The organism is Streptomyces fungicidicus, assembly GCF_003665435.1.
In the GTDB taxonomy this organism is placed as follows: Bacteria; Actinomycetota; Actinomycetes; order Streptomycetales; family Streptomycetaceae; genus Streptomyces; species Streptomyces fungicidicus.
Window position 1 is genome coordinate 96,780 of the sequence record NZ_CP023408.1, and the last position, 23,017, is coordinate 119,796.

Annotated in this window: 19 protein-coding genes; 7 read left to right on the forward strand and 12 right to left on the reverse strand. The window is 73.1% G+C overall.

The window, feature by feature from the left end; translation table 11 throughout:
• The first annotated feature begins 108 nt into the window (after nt 1-108).
• Both CNQ36_RS30655 and CNQ36_RS30660 read left to right on the forward strand, forming a co-directional pair.
• A complete protein-coding gene (locus tag CNQ36_RS30655) occupies nt 109-996 on the forward strand; it encodes a shikimate dehydrogenase (RefSeq protein ID WP_121548745.1) in 888 nt (295 codons plus the stop codon).
• Nucleotides 997-1,038: 42 nt separating this feature from the next.
• Nucleotides 1,039-2,826, forward strand: coding sequence for a bifunctional sugar phosphate isomerase/epimerase/4-hydroxyphenylpyruvate dioxygenase family protein (locus CNQ36_RS30660; protein ID WP_121548747.1), 1,788 nt, complete (start codon nt 1,039-1,041; stop codon nt 2,824-2,826).
• Between the two features lie 43 nt (nt 2,827-2,869).
• On the opposite strand, the gene CNQ36_RS30665 is transcribed toward CNQ36_RS30660, so the two are convergent.
• The 9 genes from CNQ36_RS30665 to CNQ36_RS30710 all read right to left on the reverse strand — a co-directional run bounded on the left by CNQ36_RS30665 (nt 2,870) and on the right by CNQ36_RS30710 (nt 15,115).
• Complete coding sequence (locus tag CNQ36_RS30665; RefSeq protein ID WP_121548749.1) at nt 2,870-3,454, reverse strand: histidine phosphatase family protein; 585 nt, start codon at nt 3,452-3,454, stop codon at nt 2,870-2,872.
• A gap of 5 nt (nt 3,455-3,459) precedes the next feature.
• Complete coding sequence (gene gnd / locus CNQ36_RS30670; protein ID WP_004922579.1) at nt 3,460-4,344, reverse strand: phosphogluconate dehydrogenase (NAD(+)-dependent, decarboxylating); 885 nt, start codon at nt 4,342-4,344, stop codon at nt 3,460-3,462.
• A 6-nt stretch (nt 4,345-4,350) separates the two neighbouring features.
• On the reverse strand, nt 4,351-5,994 hold the full coding sequence (gene pgi, locus CNQ36_RS30675) for a glucose-6-phosphate isomerase (protein WP_121548751.1): 1,644 nt from the start codon (nt 5,992-5,994) through the stop codon (nt 4,351-4,353).
• A complete protein-coding gene (opcA, locus tag CNQ36_RS30680; protein WP_121548753.1) occupies nt 5,987-6,922 on the reverse strand; it encodes a glucose-6-phosphate dehydrogenase assembly protein OpcA in 936 nt (311 codons plus the stop codon). The genes pgi and opcA overlap by 8 nt, the downstream gene beginning before the upstream one ends.
• On the reverse strand, nt 6,919-8,583 hold the full coding sequence (zwf, locus tag CNQ36_RS30685; protein WP_121548755.1) for a glucose-6-phosphate dehydrogenase: 1,665 nt from the start codon (nt 8,581-8,583) through the stop codon (nt 6,919-6,921). Before zwf ends, opcA begins: the two co-directional genes overlap by 4 nt.
• A gap of 634 nt (nt 8,584-9,217) precedes the next feature.
• Complete coding sequence (locus CNQ36_RS30695) at nt 9,218-10,624, reverse strand: glycoside hydrolase family 16 protein (RefSeq protein WP_121548758.1); 1,407 nt, start codon at nt 10,622-10,624, stop codon at nt 9,218-9,220.
• 366 nt (nt 10,625-10,990) lie between these two features.
• Complete coding sequence (locus CNQ36_RS30700; RefSeq protein WP_040905594.1) at nt 10,991-13,099, reverse strand: MMPL family transporter; 2,109 nt, start codon at nt 13,097-13,099, stop codon at nt 10,991-10,993.
• A 151-nt stretch (nt 13,100-13,250) separates the two neighbouring features.
• Complete coding sequence (locus CNQ36_RS30705) at nt 13,251-13,922, reverse strand: response regulator (RefSeq protein WP_121548760.1); 672 nt, start codon at nt 13,920-13,922, stop codon at nt 13,251-13,253.
• On the reverse strand, nt 13,919-15,115 hold the full coding sequence (locus CNQ36_RS30710) for a sensor histidine kinase (protein WP_121548762.1): 1,197 nt from the start codon (nt 15,113-15,115) through the stop codon (nt 13,919-13,921). The genes CNQ36_RS30705 and CNQ36_RS30710 overlap by 4 nt, the downstream gene beginning before the upstream one ends.
• Before the next feature lie 196 nt (nt 15,116-15,311).
• On the opposite strand from CNQ36_RS30710, the gene CNQ36_RS30715 reads away from it, so the two are divergent.
• Nucleotides 15,312-16,649: a 6-phospho-beta-glucosidase gene (locus CNQ36_RS30715; RefSeq protein ID WP_121548764.1), complete on the forward strand. Its 1,338-nt coding sequence runs from the start codon at nt 15,312-15,314 to the stop codon at nt 16,647-16,649.
• Between the two features lie 172 nt (nt 16,650-16,821).
• Here CNQ36_RS30715 and CNQ36_RS30720 read toward each other — a convergent pair whose 3' ends face one another.
• On the reverse strand, nt 16,822-17,955 hold the full coding sequence (locus CNQ36_RS30720; protein ID WP_004922556.1) for an ATP-grasp domain-containing protein: 1,134 nt from the start codon (nt 17,953-17,955) through the stop codon (nt 16,822-16,824).
• 235 nt (nt 17,956-18,190) lie between these two features.
• Between CNQ36_RS30720 and CNQ36_RS30725 the strand changes: the two genes are divergently transcribed.
• Nucleotides 18,191-19,048, forward strand: coding sequence for a metallophosphoesterase family protein (locus tag CNQ36_RS30725; protein WP_040905590.1), 858 nt, complete (start codon nt 18,191-18,193; stop codon nt 19,046-19,048).
• Entirely contained in the window at nt 19,045-19,722 is a 678-nt protein-coding gene (locus CNQ36_RS30730) for a 4'-phosphopantetheinyl transferase family protein (RefSeq protein WP_121548766.1), read from the forward strand. The genes CNQ36_RS30725 and CNQ36_RS30730 overlap by 4 nt, the downstream gene beginning before the upstream one ends.
• Nucleotides 19,723-19,767: 45 nt before the next feature.
• On the opposite strand, the gene CNQ36_RS30735 is transcribed toward CNQ36_RS30730, so the two are convergent.
• Complete coding sequence (locus CNQ36_RS30735; protein WP_121548768.1) at nt 19,768-20,004, reverse strand: hypothetical protein; 237 nt, start codon at nt 20,002-20,004, stop codon at nt 19,768-19,770.
• Between the two features lie 285 nt (nt 20,005-20,289).
• A complete protein-coding gene (locus tag CNQ36_RS30740; protein ID WP_004922548.1) occupies nt 20,290-20,946 on the reverse strand; it encodes a helix-turn-helix domain-containing protein in 657 nt (218 codons plus the stop codon).
• A 223-nt stretch (nt 20,947-21,169) separates the two neighbouring features.
• On the opposite strand from CNQ36_RS30740, the gene CNQ36_RS30745 reads away from it, so the two are divergent.
• Together CNQ36_RS30745 and CNQ36_RS30750 are read left to right on the forward strand one after the other, a co-directional pair.
• Nucleotides 21,170-21,829, forward strand: coding sequence for an MmyB family transcriptional regulator (locus CNQ36_RS30745; RefSeq protein WP_121548770.1), 660 nt, complete (start codon nt 21,170-21,172; stop codon nt 21,827-21,829).
• 73 nt (nt 21,830-21,902) lie between these two features.
• The gene (locus CNQ36_RS30750; protein ID WP_176118989.1) at nt 21,903-22,901 is read left to right on the forward strand and encodes a LacI family DNA-binding transcriptional regulator; all 999 of its coding nucleotides are present in this window, start codon (nt 21,903-21,905) and stop codon (nt 22,899-22,901) included.
• The last annotated feature ends 116 nt before the right edge of the window (nt 22,902-23,017 follow it).

Sequence of the window (23,017 nt, forward strand, 5' to 3'; positions counted from 1 at the left end):
TAGGAGCAGGCACGCGCCCCGCCCGACGGGTCTTCCCGGAGGGCCGCCGCGGCTGATATAGCTAACGTACTAGTTCGTACATTAGTGAGCCGCCTCTGGAGGTCCGCGGTGCTCAAGGACTCGTATCTCGTCGGGCTGATCGGCTCCGGCATCGGCCCGTCGCTCAGCCCCGCGCTGCACGAGCGGGAGGCCGCACGACAGGGCCTGCGCTGTCTGTACCGGCTCCTCGACCTCGACACGATCGGCGTCCCGCCCGAGGCGGTGGGCGAACTGCTGCGCGCCGCCCGGCTGCTCGGCTTCGACGGGCTCAACATCACCCACCCGTGCAAGCGGCTCGTCGTCGAGCACCTGGACGCCCTCGACCCGCGGGCCGAGGCCCTCGGCGCGGTCAACACCGTGGTCTTCGACGGCGGACGCGCGGTCGGCCACAACACGGACGTGACCGGCTTCGCCACCGCCTTCGCCCGCGGCCTGCCCGACGCCCCGCTGGAGCGGGTCGTGCAGCTCGGCGCGGGAGGCGCGGGGGCGGCCGTCGCGCACGCCACGCTCACCCTCGGCGCCGAACGGGTCACCGTCGTGGACGCGCTGCCCGAGCGGGCCGACGGCCTCGCAGCCTCGCTGAACAGGAGCTTCGGGCCGGGTCGCGCCGCCGCCGCGGCCCCGGACCGGCTGCCGGAACTGCTCGCCGCCGCCGACGGGGGCGGCGGCCTCGTGCACGCCACTCCCACCGGCATGGCCGCCCACCCCGGCCTGCCGCTGCCCGCCGGGCTGCTGCACCCCGGACTGTGGGTCGCCGAGGTCGTCTACCGCCCGCTGGAGACGGAGCTGCTGCGCGCCGCCCGCGCGGCGGGCTGCGCCACGCTCGACGGCGGCGGCATGGCCGCCTTCCAGGCAGCGGACGCGTTCCGCCTGTTCACCGGGCGGGAACCCGACAGCGCGCGGATGCTCGCCGACCTCACCGAGCTGACCGGCGGCGCCGTCGGGGCGCCGCAGTAGACCGAGAGACCGAGAAGCCCCACGGAAGCAAGAGGTACCGACGTGCGTACGTCCATCGCCACCGTCTCCCTCAGCGGCTCCCTCACCGAGAAGCTCACGGCCGCCGCCCGGGCGGGCTTCGACGGCGTGGAGATCTTCGAGAACGACCTGCTCACCGCGGTCCTGACCCCCGAGGAGGTCCGCGCCCGCTGCGCCGACCTCGGCCTGACCGTCGACCTCTACCAGCCGCTGCGGGACATCGAGGCCGTGCCCGCGGACCTCTTCGCCCGCAATCTGCGGCGCGCCCGGCACAAGTTCGCGCTGATGCGCCGGCTGGGCGCCGACACGGTCCTCGTCTGCTCCAGCGTCGACCCGGCCGCCGTCGACGACGACGCCCTCGCCGCCGAGCAGCTCCGCGAACTCGCGGACGTCGCCGACGACTTCGGCATCCGGGTGGCGTACGAGGCGCTGGCCTGGGGCCGGCACGTCAGCACCTACGACCACGCCTGGCGCATCGTCGAAGCCGCCGCCCACCCCGCCCTCGGGACCTGCCTGGACAGCTTCCACATCCTCTCGCGCGGCAGCGACCCCCGGGGCATCGAGGACATCCCCGGCGAGAAGATCTTCTTCCTCCAGCTGGCCGACGCCCCGCTGCCCGCGATGGACGTGCTGCAGTGGAGCCGCCACCACCGCTGCTTCCCCGGCCAGGGCGGTTTCGACGTCGCCGGACTGGTCCGGCACGTGCTGCGCGCCGGCTACACCGGGCCGCTCTCCCTCGAGGTGTTCAACGATGTCGTACGGCAGGCCGAGGCCGGCCCCGCCGCCGTGGACGCCCGCCGCTCCCTGCTGATGCTCCAGGAGGAGGTGGGCGCGGCCGAGCCGCCCGCCCCCGTCGTCCCCACCGGGTTCGCCTTCGCGGAGCTCGTCACCCCCGACGCGCAGCCCCTCGCGGGACTGCTCGACGCGCTGGGCTTCGCCCGCGCCGCCCGGCACCGCTCCAAACCCGTCGACCTGTGGCAGCAGGGCGAGGCGCGGATCCTCGTCAACACCGGCGCCGCCGTACGCCGTGACGGCACCCGGCTCGCGGCCGTCGGACTGGAGTCACCCGACCCCGCCGGCGCCGCCGCCCGCGCCGAGGCACTGCTGGCGCCCGTACTGCCGCGCCGCCGCGCCCCCGAGGACGCCCCGCTCGACGCGGTCGCCGCACCCGACGGCACGGAGCTGTTCTTCTGCGGCGCGCCGGGGCCGGACGGCGGCTGGCGGTCCGACTTCGCGGACGTGGCGCACACCCCCGCCGCCACGGCCGTACGGCACATCGACCATCTCGCCCTCACCCAGCCCTGGCACCACTTCGACGAGGCGGCCCTCTTCCACCGCGGTGTGCTCGGACTGCTCGCCGGCGAGAGCGTGGACGTCGCCGACCCCTACGGTCTGCTGCGCAGCCGCGCGGTCGGCAACGCCGACGGCAGCGTCCGCATCGCCCTCGGCGTCGGCGCCGCGCCCACGGACGACACCGCGCACCCCCAGCACATCGCGCTCGCCACCGACGACGTGGTCGCCGCAGCCCGCCGCTTCCGCGCCGCCGGCGGCCGGCTGCTGCCCATCCCGGCCAACTACTACGAGGACCTCGCCGCCCGCCACGAGTTCGCCGACGGCGAGCTGGAGACCTACCGCGACCTGGGCATCCTCTACGACCGTGACGACCGCGGGGTCCTGCGCCACTGCTACACCCTCACCGTCGGGCGGGTCTTCTTCGAGATCGTCCAGCGCGACGGCGGCCACCGCGGCTACGGCGCCCGCGACGCCCCGGTCCGCCTGGCCGCCCAGCACACCGCGGGGACCGCCGGCTGAGCACCCGCCGCACCCGCCGTGCCGGCGGCGGCCGGCGCGACGGTCACGGCCGGGCGTTCCACTCCGCGACGACGGGGCTGCCGTGCTCCAGCGAGAGACGGCTCAGGGCGCCCGTCTCCAGGCGGAACAGCCGGCCGGCCGACGCGGGCAGACCCAGGCGCCGCGCCGTCAGGACGCGCAGGAGATGGCCGTGCGCCACCAGCATCACGTCCCCCTCCTCGAGCGCCCCGGCCAGCCGGGACAGCACCCGGTCCGCCCGCTCGCCGACCTGCTCCGGGGACTCGCCCGGGAACTCCCGGCCGGGCGGCACCCCGTCGGTCCACAGGTCCCAGCCGGGCCGGGAACGAACGATGTCCGCCGTGCCGATCCCCTCGTAGGCGCCGTAGTCCCACTCCCGCAGGTCCGGCTCCGGCAGCGCGCCGGTGAGACCCGCCAGTTCGGCGGTGCGCCGGGCGCGGACCAGCGGGCTGGTGAGGACCAGCCCGAAGGTCCGGCCCGCCAGCAGCGGCGCCAGCGACCGGGCCTGCGCCTCACCGTTCGGCGTCAGGGGCAGATCGGTCCGGCCGGTGTGCCGGCCCGCTCTGCTCCACTCCGTCTCGCCGTGCCGCGCCAGCAGCAGATCTCCCACCGGCGTTACGCCTTCTCCGCGGACTCGACGGCGTGCCCGCCGAACTGCTTGCGCAGCGCCGCGACCATGCGCATCTGCGGGGAGTCCTCCTGGCGCGAGGCGAACCGCGAGAACAGGGAGGCGGTGATCGCCGGCAGCGGCACCGCGTTGGCGACGGCCGCCTCCACCGTCCAGCGGCCCTCGCCCGAGTCCTCGGCGTATCCGCGCAGCCGCTCCAGGTGCTCGTCGTCGTCGAGGGCGTCGACCGCGAGGTCCAGCAGCCAGGAGCGGATGACGGTGCCCTCCTGCCAGGAGCGGAACACCTCCCGCACGTTGTCCACCGAGTCGACCTTCTCCAGCAGCTCCCAGCCCTCGGCGTAGGCCTGCATCATGGCGTACTCGATGCCGTTGTGGACCATCTTGGCGAAGTGCCCGGCGCCGACTCCGCCCGCGTGGACGTAGCCGTACGGACCGTCGGGCTTGAGCGCGTGGAAGATCGGCTGCAGCCGCTCCACGTGCTCCTCGTCGCCGCCGACCATCAGGGCGTAGCCGTGCTGCAGGCCCCACACCCCGCCGGACACACCGGCGTCGACGAAGCCGATGCCCCGGGCCCCCAGTTCCTTGGCGTGCCTCTCGTCGTCCGTCCAGCGGGAGTTGCCGCCGTCCACGACGGTGTCGCCGGGCTTGAGCAGGCTGCCCAGCTGGTCGACGACGTGCTGGGTGGCGGCGCCGGCCGGCACCATCACCCAGACCGCGCGGGGCCCGTCCAGACGGTCGACGAGGTCGGACAGGTGGCCGACGTCGGAGACCTCGGGGTTGGTGTCGTACCCGATGACGGTGTGGCCGGCGTTGCGGATGCGCTCGCGCATGTTGCCGCCCATCTTGCCGAGACCAACAAGACCGATCTGCATGTCAGCTCACTTCCTGCGTTCGCGGTAGGCGGCCACCAGCGCGGCCGTGGACGGGTCGAGACCGGGGACGTCGGCGCCCCCGGTGAGGGCGGGCTCGACGCGCTTGGCGAGCACCTTGCCGAGTTCGACGCCCCACTGGTCGAAGGAGTCGATGTTCCAGACCGCGCCCTGCACGAACACCTTGTGCTCGTAGAGGGCGATCAGCTGGCCGAGGACCGAGGGGGTCAGTTCGGTGGCCAGGATCGTGGTGGTGGGGTGGTTGCCGCGGAAGGTGCGGTGCGGCACCTGCTCCTCGGGGACGCCGTCCGCCCGCACCTCCTCGGCGGTCCTGCCGAACGCGAGGGCCTGGCCCTGCGCGAACAGGTTGGCCATCAACAGGTCGTGCTGAGCCTTGAGTTCGTCGCTCAGCCCGTCGACCGGGCGGGCGAAGCCGATGAGGTCCGCGGGGATCAGCTTCGTGCCCTGGTGGATCAACTGGTAGTAGGCGTGCTGCCCGTTGGTGCCGGGCGTGCCCCAGACCACCGGTCCGGTCTGCCAGACGACGGGGCGGCCCTGGCGGTCCACCGACTTGCCGTTGGACTCCATGTCGAGCTGCTGGAGGTAGGCGGTGAACTTCGACAGGTAGTGCGAGTACGGCAGTACCGCGTGGGACTGCGCGTCGTGGAAGTTGTTGTACCAGATGCCCAGCAGGCCCATCAGCAGCGGGGCGTTGGCCTCGGCGGGCGCGGTGCGGAAGTGCTCGTCGACGATCCGGAACCCGTCGAGCATCTCCCGGAAGCGGTCCGGGCCGATGGCGATCATCAGCGACAGGCCGATCGCCGAGTCGAAGGAGTAGCGTCCGCCGACCCAGTCCCAGAACTCGAACATGTTCGCCGTGTCGATGCCGAAGTCCGCGACCTTCTCCGCGTTGGTCGACAGCGCGACGAAGTGCGCGGCCACCGCCTTCTCGTCGCCCAGCGCCGCGAGCAGCCAGCTCCGCGCGGAGGTGGCGTTGGTGACCGTCTCGATGGTGGTGAACGTCTTCGACGCGACGATGAACAGCGTCTCCGCCGGGTCCAGGTCCCGGACCGCCTCGTGCAGATCGGCGCCGTCCACGTTGGAGACGAAGCGGACGGTGAGGTCCCGGTCGGTGAAGGCGCGCAGCGCCTCGTACGCCATCGCCGGGCCGAGGTCGGAGCCGCCGATGCCGATGTTGACGACGTTGCGGATGCGCCTGCCGGTGTGGCCCGTCCACTCGCCGGAACGGACCTGCTGCGCGAAGCCGGCCATCCTGTCGAGCACGTCGTGCACGCCGGGGACGACGTTCTCACCGTCCACCTCGATCACCGCGTCACGCGGGGCACGCAGCGCGGTGTGCAGCACCGCCCGGTCCTCGGTGGTGTTGATCCTCTCGCCGCGGAACATGGCGTCCCGCAGCCCGGACACGTCGGTGGCGACGGCCAGTTCCTGCAGCAGGGCGAGCGTCTCGTCGTTGACCAGGTGCCTGGAGTAGTCGATGCGCAGATCGCCGACATGTACGACGTACCGCTCCGCGCGGGACGGGTCGTCGGCGAACAGCGCGCGCAGGTCCGGCTGGGGCAGCGTGTCCGTGCGATGGTTCTCCAGGGCGGTCCACTGGGGCCGGCGGGTCGGCTCGGGGACGTCAGACATGCTGGGGAACCTCCTCGCCGGCCTCGCCGCGCAGGGCGACGGCGTACATCTCGTCCGCGTCGAGGCGCCGCAGCTCCTCGGCGATGAGCTCGGAGGTGGGGCGGACCTTCAGCGCCAGCCGGCGCGGGGGCTGTCCCGGCAGCGTCAGCGTGGCCAGCGGGCCCTCGGGGCGGTCGATGACGATCTCGCCGTCCGCCGTGCCCAGCCGGACCGCCGTGACCACCGGCCCCTCCGTCACCACCCGGTCCACGGTCACCCGCAGCCGCGCCTCCAGCCAGCGCGCCAGCAGCTCGGCTGCCGGGTTGTCCGCCTCGGCCTCCACGGTCGCCGAGGTCACCGCCGCCCGCGCCTGGTCCAGCGCCGCCGCCAGCATGGAACGCCACAGCGTCAGCCTGGTCCAGGCGAGGTCGGTGTCGCCGGGCGCGTAGCTGCGCCTGCGTGCGTCCAGCACCTCCATGGGGTTCTCGGCCGTGTACAGGTCGGTGATCCTGCGCTGGCCCAGCGCGCCCAGCGGGTCCTTCGCCGGGTTCTCCGGCGCGTCCGTCGGCCACCACACCACCACCGGCGCGTCCGGCAGCAGCAGCGGCAGCACCACCGAGTCGGCGTGCTCGGACACCTCGCCGTACGTCCGCAGCACCACCGTCTCCCCGGTGCCGGCCTCGGAGCCGACCCGGACCTCGGCGTCCAGCCGGGGGTGGGTGCGCTCGCGCGGGTTGCGGGTGTGCCGCTTGATCACGACCAGGGTGCGCGAGGGGTGCTCGTGCGATGCCTCCTCGGCCGCCTTGATCGAGTCGTAGGCGTTCTCCTCGTCCGTGACGATCACCATCGTCAGGACCATGCCCACGGCCGGCGTGCCGATGGCGCGGCGGCCCCGCACCAGCGCCTTGTTGACCTTGCTTGCCGTGGTGTCGGTCAGGTCGATCTTCATGGCCTGCGCCAGCTCCGTCCGTCTCGTGCGAGCATCTCGTCGGCTTCCGCGGGTCCCCAGCTGCCCGACGCGTACCGCGCGGGCCGCCCGTTGGCCGCCCAGTACCCCTCGATCGGGTCGAGGATCTTCCAGGACTCCTCCACTTCCTGGTGACGGGGGAACAGGTTGGCGTCCCCCAGCAGGACGTCCAGGATGAGCCGCTCGTACGCCTCCGGGCTGGACTCGGTGAACGACTCGCCGTACGCGAAGTCCATCGTCACGTCCCGGAGCTCCATCGAGGTCCCCGGCACCTTGGAGCCGAACCGGACCGTCATGCCCTCGTCCGGCTGTACGCGGATCACCACGGCGTTCTCGCCCAGCTCCTCGGTGGCGGTGGAGTCGAAGGGGGAGTGCGGCGCCCGCTGGAAGACGACCGCGATCTCGGTGACCCGGCGGCCGAGCCGTTTGCCGGCGCGCAGATAGAAGGGGACGCCCGCCCAGCGGCGGTTGTTCACCCCGAGCTTGATCGCCGCGTAGGTGTCGGTGGTGGAGGACGCGGCGATGCCCTCCTCCTCCAGGTAGCCGCGTACCTTGGCGCCGCCCTGCCAGGCGGCGCAGTACTGCCCGCGCACCGTGTGCAGGCCCAGGTCGTCGGGGAGCCGCACGGCGCGGAACACCTTCAGCTTCTCGCTCAGCAGCGAGGCCGCGTCGAAGGAGGCCGGCTCCTCCATCGCGGTGAGCGCCATCAGCTGCAGCAGGTGGTTCTGGATGACGTCACGGGCGGCGCCGATGCCGTCGTAGTAGCCCGCGCGGCCGCCGATGCCGATGTCCTCGGCCATGGTGATCTGCACATGGTCCACGAAGGACCGGTTCCAGACCGGTTCGAACATCTGGTTGGCGAAGCGCAGCGCCAGGATGTTCTGGACGGTCTCCTTGCCGAGGTAGTGGTCGATCCGGAACACCTGCTCCGGGTCGAACACCTCGTGCACGATCGCGTTGAGGTCCTGGGCCGACTTCAGGTCGTGCCCGAACGGCTTCTCGATCACCGCACGCCGCCAGGAGCCCTCGGGTGCGTCGGCCAGCCCGTGCTTCTTCAGCTGCTGGACGACCTTCGGGAAGAACCTGGGCGGTACGGAGAGGTAGAAGGCGTAGTTGCCGCTGGTGCCCCGGGAGGCGTCCAGCTCGTCGACCGCCTCGCGCAGCTGGTCGAAGGCGTGGTCGTCGTCGAAGTCGCCCGGCACGAACCGCATGCCCTCGGCGAGCTGCTGCCAGACCTCCTCGCGGAACGGGGTGCGCGCGTACTCCTGGACGGCGTCGTGCACGACCTCGGCGAAGTCCTGGTCCTCCCAGTCCCGGCGGGCGAAGCCGAGCAGCGAGAAGCCGGGAGGCAACAGGCCCCGGTTGGCGAGGTCGTACACGGCCGGCATCAGCTTCTTGCGGGACAGGTCGCCGGTCACCCCGAAGATGACCAGCCCGGACGGGCCGGCCACCCGGGGCAGACGGCGGTCCCGCGGGTCGCGCAGCGGGTTGGCCCAGTCGGCCGGGGGCGCGGGGAGGGCCCTGGGCGCCTCCCGGCCCTCCTCCGGCCGTTCCTCCCGGCCCTCCTCCGGCCGTTCCTCCCGGCCCTCCTCCGGCCGTCCCTCCGGGGCGTCCGTCGTCGGTTCGGTCGTCTCGTCGGTCATTCCGCGTCAGCTCCCTCGCTCCCGAGCGATTCCTTCACCGCGTCGGGCAGCTCCTGCCAGGCGTCCTCGAACTTCTCCTCATACAGGGTGTCCCGGTATGGGGTGTCCTTCACCCGGTGAAACGCCTTCCGCGGCACCTGCCCGTCGCCGCGGGGGGCGCCCGCCGGCCCCGGAACCGGACTCCCGGCCACCTCGCCGGGCCGCTCCACCGGCCGGACGGGGCCGCCGCGCCCCGGTGACGGTGCCCGCCGCGGCGCGCGCCGGCCGGGGACGGCCGCGCGGGCCGGCGGGCCGGCGGCGGCACCGGTCACGGGCCCGCGCTCGTCCAGTCGGGTGAGGCCGCCCGGGCCCGGACGCCCGTGGGCCCGGCCGTCCGGCCGGACCGGGGCCCGTCCGTCGCACGGCCTCTTCCGTGTTCCCGCTCCCGCGCCCGCGGTTGCTTCGCTCACAGTGATCATCTTCTTCCTCGCGGTCGGGTCAACCGCGCGCGGCGGCCGGCCATTCCCGGACGCCGGTTCGACCGAACGCGCGTGCGGTGCGCCCCCGCACCGCCGGCCGCGGGAACACGACAGCGGGCCCCACGCAATGCGTGGGGCCCGCTGTCCGGCCGGGGAGGCCGGTGTGGGGGGTGGGATCAGTGGGCGAAGGTGAACCAGTTGACGTTCACGAAGTCGGCCGGCTGGCCGCTGGTGAAGGTCAGGTAGACGTCGTGGGTGCCCGTCACGTTGCTGATGTTCGCCGGGATCGTCCGCCAGGACTGCCAGCCGCCGGTGTTGCCGACCGCGAAGCTGCCGATCGGCGCGTTGCCACGGCTGTCCAGACGTACCTCGACCAGTCCGCTGACGCCGGCGCCCGCTCCGCTCGCCACCCGCGCGGAGAACTGCCGGGCCGGGTTCGAGCCGAAGTTGACGCCCTTGAACTGCAGCCAGTCGCCGTTTGCCAGCGCGCCCACGTTCTGGCCGCCGCCCGAGTCCGAGGTCGACTCCGTCAGCACGCCGGACTGGCCGTCGTAGGACTCGGCCTGGATGGTGCCGTAGGCGTCGCGGTTGCCGCTCGGCGGGGGAGTGGTGCCGCCACCGCCGGAGGTCAGCACCTGCACGTAGTCGACGAGCATCGAGTGGCCGGGCTGGGTGCCCGAGTCGGGGCCGCCGCCGAAGGCGTCGGGGAAACCGCCGCCCATCGCCACGTTGAGGATGACGAAGTAGCCGTGGTTCGTCGCGTTGGCCCAGGTCGTCGCGTCGACCTGGTTGGCCCGGACCGTGTGGAAGTTGTTGCCGTCGAGGTAGAAGCGGATCTCCTCCACGCTCGTCGAGCGGTCCCACTCCATCCGGTAGGTGTGGAAGCCGGCCTGACAGGTCGTGCCCTGGCAGGTGGTCGAACCGCCGATGCCGCTGGTCTCGTTGCACGGGCCGCCCGGCGAGGTGCCGCAGTGCATGGTGGCGAACACGGTGTTGTTGCCCTGCGTGTTCTCCATGATGTCCAGCTCGCCGACGGCGGGCCAGTTCCAGTAGTTGCCCCGGTAGGGGGCGCCCAGCATCCAGAAGGCCGGCCAGTAGCCCTTGGCGGCGGCGCCGGTGACGTTGGGCACCTGGATGCGGCTCTCCACGCGCAGCTTGCCGCCGGCCGGGGGCTGGAAGTCCGTGCGGTTGGTCTCGACGCGGCCCGAGGTCCAGTTGCCGGAGCCGTCGCGGCGCGGGGTGATGCGCAGGTTGCCGTTGCCGTCGAGCGAGACGTTGTCCGTGCTGGAGGTCATCGTCTCGATCTCGCCGGTGCCCCAGTTGGCGGGGCCGCCCGGATAGCCCTTGCCGGTCGCGTACCGCCAGTTGGAGGTGTTGACACCGCTGCCCGCGGCACCGTTGAAGTCGTCGGCGAAGACCTGGGTCCAGCCCGACGGCGGGGGCGGCACGGAGGCGCTCGCGGACGGGCTCGCGGCCGTCGCGGCGCCCGCCGCCAGGGCGAGCGTGCTGACGACGGCGAGCAGCGCCCGCCGCAGCGGGCGGGGTCTGCGGAGGGTGCGGGGTATGCCGGAGGTGTCACTCATGTGGGGATGCCCTCTCGGGTACGGATGGCCGGTGCGGGGGTTGCTTCATGAGACGCTGTGAGAGCGCTCTCAAAGTGACGCCAATGTGCTCCGCGGCCTCCGCTCCGTCAAGAGGTGTAACCGTAAAAGTCCTTGCGGGCGTGGAGAGTTCATGTCCCGAAGTAACGCGAATACGGGCAAGGGACGCCACGCCCGCGGAGCGGTCGCGGCGACCCGGGGCTCCCGCGCACCGTGCGAGCCCCGCCCGTTCGACCACGCGGGTCGCGGGCGCTCCCCGGACACCCGTGGGAACGCGCGGGCGCGGCGCCCGGACGGGGTCCGGGCGCCGCGCCTGTCAGCCGTTGCGGCGTCTGCCCGGGCGGGACCTCACACCCCGCTCGGCACCCGCGGGCGGGGCGCCTCCTCAGGCTCCTCGCTCAGTCCGAAGCGGTCGTGCACCTTGCGCAGGGGCGCCGGGGCCCACCATGCGTGGCGGCCCAGGAGGGACATGGTGGCCGGGACCAGGAGCATCTGCACGACCGTCGCGTCGATGAGGACGGCCAGGGTGAGACCCAGGCCGATCTGCAGGATGGGCGAGAAGCCGCCCGTCATGAAGGCGGCGAAGACGATCGCCAGCAGCAGCGCCGCGCAGGTGACCACCCTGCCGGAGCGGCGCAGTCCGTCCACCACGGCCTCGCCGTCGTCACCGGTCCGCTGCCGGGCCTCGCGCATCCGGGCCAGGATGAACAGCTCGTAGTCCATGGCGAGTCCGAACGCGATCGCGACGATCAGCGGGGGCGCGGTGAGACTGAGCGCGCCCAGTCCCTCGGCGCCCAGCAGCCCGGCCAGGTGGCCGTCCTGGAACACCCACACCACCACCCCGAGCGCTGCAGCCAGGCTGAGCAGGGTCGTCGCGACCGTGCGCAGCGGCAGCAGCACGGACCCGGTGAACGCGAACAGCAGCACGAAGATGCCGGCCAGGACCGTCACGGCCGCCCACGGTGCCCGTTCGGCGAGCATGTCGCGGAAGTCGACCAGCCGTGCCGCGGGCCCGGTGACCTCGACCGCCTCGTCGCCCCGTACCTCCCGCACCCGCTCGACCAGCCCGGTCGCCTCGTCGCCGTCGGCCTCGCCGGGCGGCTGGATCTGCAGGACCGTCGCGCCGCCCGGCAGTTCACGGACGGCGGTGTTCGGGGACAGCGCGCGGATCGCGTCGGTGGCCGCCGGGTCGGCGGAGGGCCGGACGACGACGGTGACCGGTGTGACGCCGGTCCCCGGCGGGAAGTGCTCGATGACGGTGTCGTGCAGCTGGCGGGCCTCCGTGTCCGTGGGCAGCTGCCGCGCGTCCCCGATGGCGATCTTCATGCCGGCCAGGGGAAACGCCAGGACCAGCAGCACAGGGACGGCCACGGCCAGTACGGCGATCCGGCGCCTGGCCGCGAAACGGGCGAGACGGGCGAAGAACCGTCCCTCCTCGCCCTCCGGCCGCTCCTTCGCCGGAGCGATCCGTCCGCCGAACCGCGCCAGCAGCGCGGGCAGCAGGGTGAGGGCGGCCAGCATGTCGATGACGACCACGGCGGCGACCGCGAGGCCCATGCTGCGCAGGAACACGCTCGGGAAGACCAGCAGCCCGGTCAGACTGACGGCCACCGTGAGCCCGGAGAACAACACCGTCCGCCCGGCCGCCCCGACCGTGCGGTGGACCGCCTCGACGACGTCCTCGGTGTGCCGGCGCTCCTCCTTGAAACGCATCAGCATCAGCAGCGCGTAGTCCACGGCAAGCCCGAGCCCCAGCATCGTCGTCACCTGGATCGCGTACACCGAGATGTCGGTGACCTCACTGAAGGCGAACAGCGCGAGGAACGCCCCGGCGATGCCGCTGATCGCGATGACCAGCGGCATCAGCGCCGACCGCAGCCCGCCGAACACCACGAGCAGCAGCGCCAGCACCACGGGCAGCGAGACGATCTCCGCGAACTTCACGTCCTCCTGCGCCCGTTCACCGAGCTGCTGCCCCAGCAGCGGGCCCCCGCTGACATGGACGTCGGGTGCGTCGATCTCCCTGAGCCGGTCGGCCGCCGCGTCGAGCGTCCGCTCCTGGGCGTCGTCGTCCAGTCCGCCCTTGAGCGTGACGGGGATGATCAGCGCCCGTCCGTCCTCGGCGGTCAGACCGCGGGTGGTGTACGGGTCGGGCACGGCGGCGACGCCTTCGACCGCCCGGACGTCGGCCACGGCCCGCCCGACCTCGGCGCGCAGCTCCGGGTCCGCCACGGCGGTGCCGGCCACCACGCCGCTGATCGACTCGCCCGCGGGGTCCGCCCGCTCCAGGTACTCGGCGGCCGACTGCGACTCGGTTCCGGGGACTTCGGGCACGTTGTCGGAGAGCCGCGCGAAGACGCCCGTCCCCAGCCCGAAGCCCAGCAGCAGAAAGAGCCCCCAAAGGAGCATCACGGTCAAGGGGCGGCGGGTGGCCGCCCGGGCAAGTGCGGAAAGCACGGTCCCTCCCGGCGGGTGTCGGTGATTCGTCGCCTCACAGACTCGTGCCACGGGGCGGTGCGCCGGATCGCCGGAGGGAGCGGTTTGCGGGCCTCGCCCGTACGGGGGAGCCGGCCCCCGCACTCGTCCCCGAGAGGGAGCGGGGACCCGCTCAGGGGGAGCCCGGGACGATCAGCCCCGTCTCGTAGGCGCAGATCACCGCCTGTACCCGGTCCCTGAGAGCGAGCTTGCCGAGCACGTTGCTCACATGGGTCTTGACGGTGTGCTCGCTGACGAACAGGGTCGTGGCGATCTCCGCGTTGGACAGGCCCCGCGCCAGCAGACGCAGGGTCTCCACCTCGCGGGCGGTGAGCGTGTCCAGCCGCTGCGGGGTCGCGGTGTCGGCGGCGGCCCGCTCCCGGCGGCGCCGCACGATGTCCGCGACCAGCCGCCGGGTCACCGCGGGGGCGAGCAGCGAGTCACCGGCCGCCACCACCCGCACCGCGTGCACCAGGTCGTCCCGGCGGACGTCCTTCAGCAGGAAGCCGCTGGCCCCCGCGTACAGCGCCTCGTACACGTACTCGTCCAGGTCGAACGTGGTCAGCATGACCACCTTGCAGCCCGACTGCGCGCACACCAGCCGGGCCGCCTCCAGCCCGTCCATCACCGGCATGCGGATGTCGAGCAGCAGCACGTCCGGGGTGTGCCGGCGCACCGCGGCGACGGCCTCCTCGCCGTCCCCGGCCTCGGCGACCACCTCGATGTCGTCCTGGGCGTCGAGGATCATGCCGAAGCCGGCCCGGACCAGCTCCTGGTCGTCGGCGACGACCACCCGGATGCTCACCCGAAGGCCCCTTCCCGGTCGGCGGCCACCGGCAGGCGTACGACGACCCGGAAACCGCCGTCCGGGCCGCTGCCGGTCTCGGCGCTGCCCCCGCAGGCGGCTGCCCGCTCCCGGATGCCGATCAGCCCGTGCCCGCCGACCGGCGTGGCCGGGCCCCGCCCGTCGTCCGTCATGGTGAGGGTCACCTGGTCCTCCGCCCAGTCCAGCTCCACCACCGCGCGGGAAGCACGGGCGTGCTTCACGGTGTTGGTGAGAGCTTCCTGGACCACACGGTAGGCGGCGACCTCGGTGTCCGAGGACAGCGGGCGGGGCTCGCCCTTGGTGCGCAGTTCGGTGCGCAGCCCGGTGGAGTCCTGCACCTGGCGGACCAGCCGCGGCAGCGCCGCCACGCTCGGCTGCGGCAGCCGGGCGGTGACCTCGCCGTCCGGCCGTTCCTCCTTCAGCACGCCCAGGATGCGCCGTAGCTGGGACATGGCGTCACGGCCGGTCGAGGCGATGGTGTCGAACGTGGCCTCCGCGCGTTCCGGATCCTTGCGCACCACCACGGGCCCCGCCTCCGCCTGCACCACCATCAGGCTCACGGCGTGCGCCAGGATGTCGTGCATGTCCCGGGCGATACGGCCGCGTTCCTCGGCCCGGGCCCGCGCGGTGTCCGCCGCCCGCTCCCGTTCCAGCCGGCGCGCCCGGTCCTCCAGCTCGGTGGTGTAGGCGCGCTGGACACGGGCGAGCACCCCGAGTGCGTAGGCGCCGCCCAGGCCCATCAGGTGGAAGGCGTACTCGAAGGGCTGCTTGTCCGACTGGTGCTGCATGGTCACGACGACCCCGATCACCCAGCCCGCGAGCATCATCCGCCGCTGCCAGGGCTTGCCGAGGGCGGCCAGCGTGTACAGGACGACCATCCCGCCGTACATCACGTCCGGCGGCGGAGCGTGGTGCAGCGCCTGCGCCGGGGTGGCGACCGACACCGCGTACGCGGCCGCGCACGGTGCCCGCCGCCGCCAGATCAGCGGGATGGCGGTGGCGGCGCCGAGCAGCCAGCCGTGCCAGGTCAGGGGGTCGTCGCCCTCGTCGGGAAACATCCACTGCAGGGAGACGGCGAACAGCACGAGCGCGGCGAGCGCGGTGTCGAGGGCGTACGGATTCGCCGTACGCCACCGTACGACGACCGGCGCGAAGGCGGACCGGAAGGACATGGGCGGCTCCTCGGGGCGGGGGCCGTCCCAGTATCACGAGCGGCCCCGCACCCGGTCCTCACCGGTGAGAGGGATTTCGCGGCCCCGCCGCGCACCGGCGGGCGCCCGCCGGTCCGGCCGGTCCGGCGTGGTCCGGCGTGATGTCCGTGGCGCGAGTAGGGTCGGTCACGGTCGCCGTGGTGGGAAGGGTGCGGGTGTGAAGCTGACGATTCTGGGCGGCGGGGGTTTCCGCGTGCCGCTGGTGTACGGGGCGCTGCTCGGGGACCACGCCGACGGCCGGGTGACCCGTGTCGTCCTGCACGACGTGGACGCCGGGCGGCTGCGCGCCATCGCCCGGGTGCTGGCGGAGCGGGCGGCAGGGGTGCCCGACGCGCCCGAGGTGACCGCCACCACCGACCTCGACGAGGCACTGGGCGGCGCGGACTTCGTCTTCTCCGCGATCCGCGTCGGCGGACTGGAGGGCAGGGCGGACGACGAACGGATCGCCCTCGCCGAGGGCGTGCTCGGCCAGGAGACGGTCGGCGCGGGCGGGATCGCCTTCGGCCTGCGCACCGTCCCGGTCGCCGTCGACATCGCCCGCCGGGTGGCCCGCCTCGCCCCCGACGCGTGGGTCATCAACTTCACCAACCCCGCCGGACTGGTCACCGAGGCGATGTCCCGTCACCTCGGCGACCGCGTCATCGGCATCTGCGACTCGCCGGTCGGGCTCGGCCGCCGTGTCGCGAGGGTGCTCGGGGCCCGGCCGGCGGAGGCGTGGGTCGACTACGTCGGCCTCAACCACCTCGGCTGGGTGCGCGGCCTGCGGATCGCCGGCCGCGACGAACTCCCGCGGCTGCTCGCCGACCCGGTGCTGCTCGGCTCCTTCGAGGAGGGCAGGCTCTTCGGCGCCGACTGGCTGCGCTCCCTCGGCGCGATCCCCAACGAGTACCTGCACTACTACTACTTCAACCGGGAGGCCGTGCACGCCTACCGGGAGGCCGGGCGGACCCGGGGCGCGTTCCTGCGCGACCAGCAGGCCGGGTTCTACGCCGGGGTGGCCGACCCGGCCGTCCCCGCCCTGGAGTTGTGGGACCGCACCCGCGCCGAACGCGAGGCCACCTACATGGCCGAGAACCGGGAGGCGGCGGGCGCGGGCGAACGCGAGGCCGAGGACCTGTCCGGGGGCTACGAGAACGTGGCGCTCGCCCTGATGCGGGCCATCGCCCGCGACGAACGCGCCACCCTGATCCTCAACGTCCGCAACCGGGGCACCCTGGCCGCGCTGGACGGGGACGCCGTCATCGAAATTCCCTGTCTCGTGGACGCCCACGGGGCGCACCCGGTCGCCGTCGACCCGCTGCCGGGCCACGCCACCGGTCTGGTCTGCGCCGTGAAGGCCGTCGAACGCGAGGTGCTCGACGCCGCCCGGTCGGGGTCCCGCGCGGCGGCCGTCAAGGCGTTCGCGCTGCATCCGCTGGTCGACTCCGTGAACGTGGCCCGTCGTCTCGTCGACGGCTACACCGCCGTCCACCCCGGACTGGCCTACCTCCGGTAGCGTCCCGGACACGGCTTCGGGCCGGCCGGTCGCCCCCCGTGACAGCGGCCGACCGACCCGAGCCCCCCGTTCCCCCGTGCTTCCCCCCGGCGGCTTCCCCAAGCCGCCTTCGTCATCAAGAGCACCCGACCCGGCTCCTGATACACCCCCGGTCGAACTTTTCTGGAAATTTCTACGGGCGCGCCCCGGTCGCCGCCCGCGGCTCCGGGGACGCCGCCCGAGCCGGTACGGCACCCAGCGCGGATACGGGCCCCGGCTCCTCGGTGCGCTGCCGCGGCAGCGACACCGGCCGCAGCGGACGCAGACCCGACACCACCGTGTAGTCCTGGCCCAGGAACGGCGGCGTGATCTCGCCCGGGTCGTCGCCGAGCGCCAGCCGCACCGCCGCCCACGGGGCGTTCACCCCGCACTGCGACAGCTGGTGCAGCCCGCCCGCCGGCCGGGTGTTGACGTCCATCAGCACGGGCCGCTCGCCGAGCATCCGGAACTGGATGTTGGACAGGTGGTGCAGTCCGAAGCCCTCGGCGATCCGCCGGGCCGGCTCGAGCCACTGCTCGTGCAGGGTGAAGCCGCGGCGCCGGCCGTTCTTGGTGCGCCCCACCGCCAGCCGGATCCGGTTGTCCGTGCCGGTGAGGCAGTCCACCGACACCTCGGGCTGCTCCAGCCGGGGCATCACCAGCCAGTCCACCGGCTCTTCGGCCTCCCGTACGGCGTCCAGCACCTGGCCGAGCGGCACGTACGGGCTCGGGAAGCCGCTCAGCTGCGTGAGCGAGAACGGGGAACGTGTGATCATGCGGAAGCCCACCCCGCCCGCGCCGGACGCGGGCTTGAAGCAGGCCCGGTACCCGCGCCCCTCCAACTCGTCGACGGCCGCCACGAGTTCGTCGGCGCAACGGACCCGCCACCAGGGCGGCACGGGCACCCCGATCGCCTGCACCGCCTCATAGGCGATCACCTTGTCGTGGAACACCGCCACCGCCTCGGGCGGCGGCGCCAGCAGCGCCGTGCCGACCGCCTCGAAGTCGGCCCTGCGCGCGACGATCGCCGGCTGGTGCAGCCGGGGCACGAACACGTCGATGCCGCGCCGCTCGCACTGGGCGAGCGCGTACTCGACGTACGCCGCCGGGGAGAGGCCCTCGGGCTCTGGTTCGGCGGTGTCGGCGGCGGCCAGCACGGGGGAGTCGGGGTCGCCGTGGGTGGCGTGGATCTCCACGGCCCGGCCGGCGGGATTTCTCCGCAGCTGATCCATGAAGAACACGTTCTCCGCGTACGTGCGGTTGAGCCAGACGCGTACGCGAGAGACCATGCAGGCCGCCTTTCACGGTTCGCGGGCAGGGCTCAGCGGCCCGTTGCCCGGGCAGGAGTATGGAGGGTCACCAAACCGCCCTGTGCGAAGGGCGTCTCACGGCGGTGGTGTTGGCCAGATCATACGGCTTCGGGGACCGTTCCCGTACCACACACCGGAGACCGGCCGTGCTTGTTCCCGCGGCACGGATGTGATCTCGTGGTGGCGTTCGGGACGGCTGAAGGAGCGACGGGTGATGTCGGGGACGAACGGCGGCAGCAGGCTGTGGGCCATCAGCGACCTGCACATCGGCTACGCCGAGAACCGTGCCCTGGTCGACGCCATGCGGCCGGAGACCGACGGGGACTGGCTGATCGTGGCCGGGGACGTGGCGGAGACCGTGGAGGACATCCGCTGGGCCCTCAAGACCCTCGCCGGCCGGTTCGCCAAGGTCGTCTGGGTGCCGGGCAACCACGAGCTGTGGACCCATCCGAGCGACGCGGTGACGCTGCGCGGCGTCGCCCGCTACGACCACCTCGTCGAACAGTGCCGCGACCTCGGGGTGCTCACCCCCGAGGACCCGTACCCGGTCTTCGACGGGCCGGGCGGCCCGGTGGCCGTCGCCCCGCTGTTCCTGCTGTACGACTACTCGTTCCTGCCGTCCGGCTGCGCGACCAAGGACGAGGGACTGGAGTACGCCCACGGCACCGGTGTCGTCTGCACCGACGAGCGTCTGCTGCACCCCGACCCCTATCCGAGCCGGGAGGACTGGTGCCGGGCCCGGGTCGCCGCGACCGAGCGCCGGCTGGCCGAGGTGCCGGACGGCCTGCCGCTCGTCCTGGTCAACCACTGGCCGCTGCACCGCCATCCGACGGACGTCCTCTGGTACCCCGAGTTCGCCATGTGGTGCGGCACGGTGCTGACCGACGACTGGCACCGGCGTTTCCCCGTCCACACCATGGTCTACGGGCATCTGCACATCCCCCGCACCACCTGGCAGGACGGCGTCCGCTTCGAGGAGGTGTCGGTGGGCTATCCCCGTGAGTGGCGCAAGCGGGAACGGCCACCGGGGCGGCTGCGCCGGATCGTGCCGCGGGAGGACGGGGAGCGATGATCGAGGAACTGCTGCCGCAGACGGTGGTCTCCGTGGAGGCCTTCGGCGACGAGGGCGTCGACGCCCCGCTGTACCCCGAGGAGGAGGCGCTGGTGGCGCGGGCCGTCGCCAAGCGCCGCCGGGAGTTCACCGCCGTGCGCTCCTGCGCCCGCCGCGCCATGGTCAAGCTCGGCGTGCCCGCCGGGCCCGTGCTGCCCGGTGAGCGTGGCGCCCCCGTCTGGCCCGACGGGGTGGCCGGCAGCATGACGCACTGCCGGGGCTACTGTGCCGCCGCCCTGGTCCGCGCCGCCGACCTGGCGTCCCTCGGCATCGACGCCGAGCCCCACGCGCCGCTGCCCGAGGGCGTGCTGCCTGCGGTCGCGCTGCCGCAGGAGGCGGAACGGATCGTCCGGCTGGCCGGGGAACTGCCCTCCGTGCACTGGGACCGGCTGCTGTTCAGCGCCAAGGAGTCCGTCTACAAGGCGTGGTTCCCGCTCACCGGGAAGTGGCTGGACTTCCTGGAGGCCGACCTCGACCTCTTCCCCGACCCCGGGGAGCAGGGCCGCGGCGGCTTCCGCGCCACCCTGCTGGTGCCCGGCCCGCGCGTCGGCGGCCGGGTGGTGGACCACTTCACCGGCCGCTGGATCGCCGACAGCGGTCTGATCGCCACCGCGATCGCCGTCCCGCACAGCTGAGCGGCGACGTCCGTGGCGGCGGCGGCCGCCGCCACGGGACACCGTCTACGGCTCGGGGTGCCAGTCGCGCAGCATCCGGAAGAACTCCTCCTCGTTGCCGGTGATACCGGCCCGTGCCAGGGCGTTCTCCGCCTCGGCGAGCACGGCGGGCGGCACCATCGGGGCGCCCGGGGTGCCCGGCGGTCCCGACGGGGTGTCGAAGGCGGCGCGCACCGTGTGCAGCAGCCGCAGATAGGCCTGGACGGCGGTGCGCTCGCGGTCGGTCAGTACGGCGGTGGGCATCGCTCGGCTCTCCCCGTTGTCGCGGTCGGTGACGGTTCACCTCCAGCTTGCCGCCCACCACTGACAATCAGGTGCCGCCGCGGGCCGGTTCGGCCGCCCGGCGGGCACGTGCGCGGGGCGTGCCGGCCGGCCCCGTGGCCGGAGCGGCGACGAACGGTCTGGTCCCGTCCGGCACTTGTGCTCACCCGATCGCCACGACGTCCTGGTCCGCCGTGCCGTGCCGGGGCCCGCTCACGGCGACGGGCGGCAAGGACCTCCGTACGCGACGGCGCGGGAGGCGCCGGCTCAGGCCTGGGGACGCTGGACGCTCTCCAGGAGCATGTCCAGCCACTCCGCGACCTTGTCGCGGTGCTGGTCGGTGGGCAGTTGCGCGGCCCGCCAGGCGATCCCGCGCACGCCGTGGTCCTGCAGCAGCCGCTCCAGCGGGTCGTCGGCCGGCGCCGCCGCGGCCCGCTCCCGGTCCGCGAGCGTCTGCAGCAGCTCCTGCTCGGTGTGCTGGAGCGCGCCCGCGAGCGCCTCGGGGTCCTCGGCGGTGAGGAAACCCGCGTGCACCCGGAAGAACCGCTGGAGGGCGTCGCAGTGCTCCATGGTGGGCCGCCGGTCGCCGTTGATCAGGGCGCCGGCCTGCTGCCGGGACATGCCCGCGCCGTCGGCGATCTCCTGCTGGGTGTACTTGCGGCCGTTCGGCTTCAGCCGGGTGCGGCGCAGCAGGTCCAGCCGCTGCAGGAACCGCGCCTGCACATCGGGCTCGCCCGCGGAGCGGCCGCTCAGCAGCGCCTTGACCACGGGCTCCGGGACCCCCGAGGCGACCGACAGCCGGCCGGTGCCGAAGACCTCGGCGTGCGCGACGCCGAGCCGGTCGGCGAGTGCGGTGACGCGGGCGACGACGGCCGGCAGCGCGGTCGTCGGCGTGGCGCCCGAACCCTCGAAGCCACCCGTCACCGAAAGATCTCCTAGGTCTCTCACAGGCTTTTCACAAGCGACTGCCGTGAACTTCACGGAGACTAGCCGCTGCTTCGAACTCACATCCAGGTCTCGCCACAACTGTGGCCAATTTCAGCCGTCAACCGGCATGAAATGCCACGATAGTTGACACACCTCGGGTGCGGCCAGCAGGATCGGGGCGCCGCGTCAGGGCCGCACAGGCAAGAGGGGTGACCTCCCGATGGCATATCAGGCAGGAGGGCGGCGGCCGGCACCGCGGCCCGCCCCCGGGACCCCCGAGGCCCAGGCCTACCTCCAGGACTACGCCGTACTCATGGAAGCGGTCCCCTTCCCCTCGCTGGTGGTCGACCACCGCTGGGACGTGCTGCTCACCAACACTGCTTTCCGGACACTTTTCCAGGACGTGGAGCCGCATCCCACCGCGCTGCCCTCCGACAACTTCCTCCGGTTCGTGCTCTTCCACCCGGACGCCGCCGCGGTGCTCGGCGACCACGAGTCCAGCTGGTGCCTGCCGATGCTGGCCCAGTTCGCCGCGGCCGCGGAACGGTACGGCCACGACCGGGGGCTGCAGGCCATCCGCCGCGACATCGGGCAGGACCCGATCATGGAGGCCGCCTACCGGCACGGACTGCCGCACTGGCTGCGGGCGGTCGGCGAGCGGGCCGCGGAACCCGACGGCGCGGTACGGCCGTTGCTGCACCCCGACCCGCGCTGGGGCGCCACCGACTGCCGCATCGTCGCCGAGACGACCCCGACCCTCGCGGACATGGACTGCGTCCGGCTGACGATGGTCGTGCGCGAGACGCGCCGTGCCCCGTCCGGCAGCCGCGCCGCCCGCCGCGCCGCCTCCCATCTCAGGGTGGTCCCCGCCGCCGACTGAGCACCACCCGCGGCGGCGGAGGATTTGCGCAGTTACGCAAGCGGCTTGCGCTTCTTGCGTTATTCTTGCGCACATGACACGACGACTTGCTGTGGTGGCGAAGAAGGTCGGGGTCAGCGAGGCCACGGTCAGCCGGGTGCTCAACGGCAAGCCGGGGGTCTCCGAGGCCACCCGGCAGGCGGTGCTCTCCGCCCTGGACGTGCTCGGGTACGAGCGGCCGACCCAGCTGCGCGGTGAGCGGGCCCGGCTGGTCGGCCTGGTCCTGCCCGAGCTGCAGAACCCGATCTTCCCCGCGTTCGCCGAGGTGATCGGGGGCGCGCTGGCCCAGCTCGGGCTGACGCCGGTGCTGTGCACCCAGACCCGCGGCGGTGTCTCCGAGGCGGACTACGTGGACCTGCTGCTCCAGCAGCAGGTGTCCGGCGTCGTGTTCGCCGGCGGGCTCTACGCCCAGGCCGACGCGCCCCACGACCACTACCGCCGGCTCGCCGAACGCAACATCCCGGTCGTCCTCGTCAACGCCGCCATAGAGGACCTCGGCTTCCCCGCCGTGTCGTGCGACGACGCCGTGGCCGTGGAGCAGGCCTGGCGGCACCTGTCCTCATTGGGACACGAGCGCATCGGACTGGTGCTCGGCCCTGGCGACCACATGCCGTCGGCGCGCAAGCTGGCCGCCGCCCGGGCGGTCGCCGGGGAGGTGCCCGAAGCCCACGTCGCCCGCGCGATGTTCTCCATCGAGGGCGGCCACGCCGCCGCCTCCCGGCTGATCGAGCGGGGCGTCACCGGCTTCATCTGCGCCAGCGACCCCCTCGCCCTCGGCGTCGTGCGCGCCGCCCGCCGCAAGGGACTCGACGTCCCGGAACGGATCTCCGTCGTCGGCTACGACGACTCGGCGCTGATGAACTGCACCGAGCCCCCGCTCACCACCGTCCGGCAGCCCATCGAGGCCATGGGCAGGGCGGTGGTGGAACTGCTGAACGCGCAGATCAACGGCAGCACGGTGGCCCCCGACGAACTGCTCTTCGAACCCGAGCTGGTGGTACGGGGGTCGACCGCCCAGGCGCCTCGTTCCTGAGATCCACTCGTCTGTCGAATAATTTCAAAGTCTGCGCGACATCTTGCGGCACGATGTCGTCGGTGCTTGAGTGTGCCCCGCCCACCGCTCCTGTTCCGAGGGGTTCACTCACTCCT

What these genes read in the sequence shown, in the direction of transcription:
- gnd (WP_004922579.1), bottom strand. Translation starts at nt 4,344, where the DNA reads ATGCAGATCGGTCTTGTTGGTCTCGGCAAGATGGGCGGCAACATGCGC.
- pgi (WP_121548751.1), bottom strand. Translation starts at nt 5,994, where the DNA reads ATGTCTGACGTCCCCGAGCCGACCCGCCGGCCCCAGTGGACCGCCCTG.
- opcA (WP_121548753.1), bottom strand. Translation starts at nt 6,922, where the DNA reads ATGAAGATCGACCTGACCGACACCACGGCAAGCAAGGTCAACAAGGCG.
- zwf (WP_121548755.1), bottom strand. Translation starts at nt 8,583, where the DNA reads ATGACCGACGAGACGACCGAACCGACGACGGACGCCCCGGAGGGACGG.
- CNQ36_RS30695 (WP_121548758.1), bottom strand. Translation starts at nt 10,624, where the DNA reads ATGAGTGACACCTCCGGCATACCCCGCACCCTCCGCAGACCCCGCCCG.
- CNQ36_RS30710 (WP_121548762.1), bottom strand. Translation starts at nt 15,115, where the DNA reads ATGTCCTTCCGGTCCGCCTTCGCGCCGGTCGTCGTACGGTGGCGTACG.
- CNQ36_RS30720 (WP_004922556.1), bottom strand. Translation starts at nt 17,955, where the DNA reads ATGGTCTCTCGCGTACGCGTCTGGCTCAACCGCACGTACGCGGAGAAC.
- CNQ36_RS30725 (WP_040905590.1), top strand. Translation starts at nt 18,191, where the DNA reads ATGTCGGGGACGAACGGCGGCAGCAGGCTGTGGGCCATCAGCGACCTG.
- CNQ36_RS30730 (WP_121548766.1), top strand. Translation starts at nt 19,045, where the DNA reads ATGATCGAGGAACTGCTGCCGCAGACGGTGGTCTCCGTGGAGGCCTTC.
- CNQ36_RS30735 (WP_121548768.1), bottom strand. Translation starts at nt 20,004, where the DNA reads ATGCCCACCGCCGTACTGACCGACCGCGAGCGCACCGCCGTCCAGGCC.
- CNQ36_RS30745 (WP_121548770.1), top strand. Translation starts at nt 21,170, where the DNA reads ATGGCATATCAGGCAGGAGGGCGGCGGCCGGCACCGCGGCCCGCCCCC.
- CNQ36_RS30750 (WP_176118989.1), top strand. Translation starts at nt 21,903, where the DNA reads ATGACACGACGACTTGCTGTGGTGGCGAAGAAGGTCGGGGTCAGCGAG.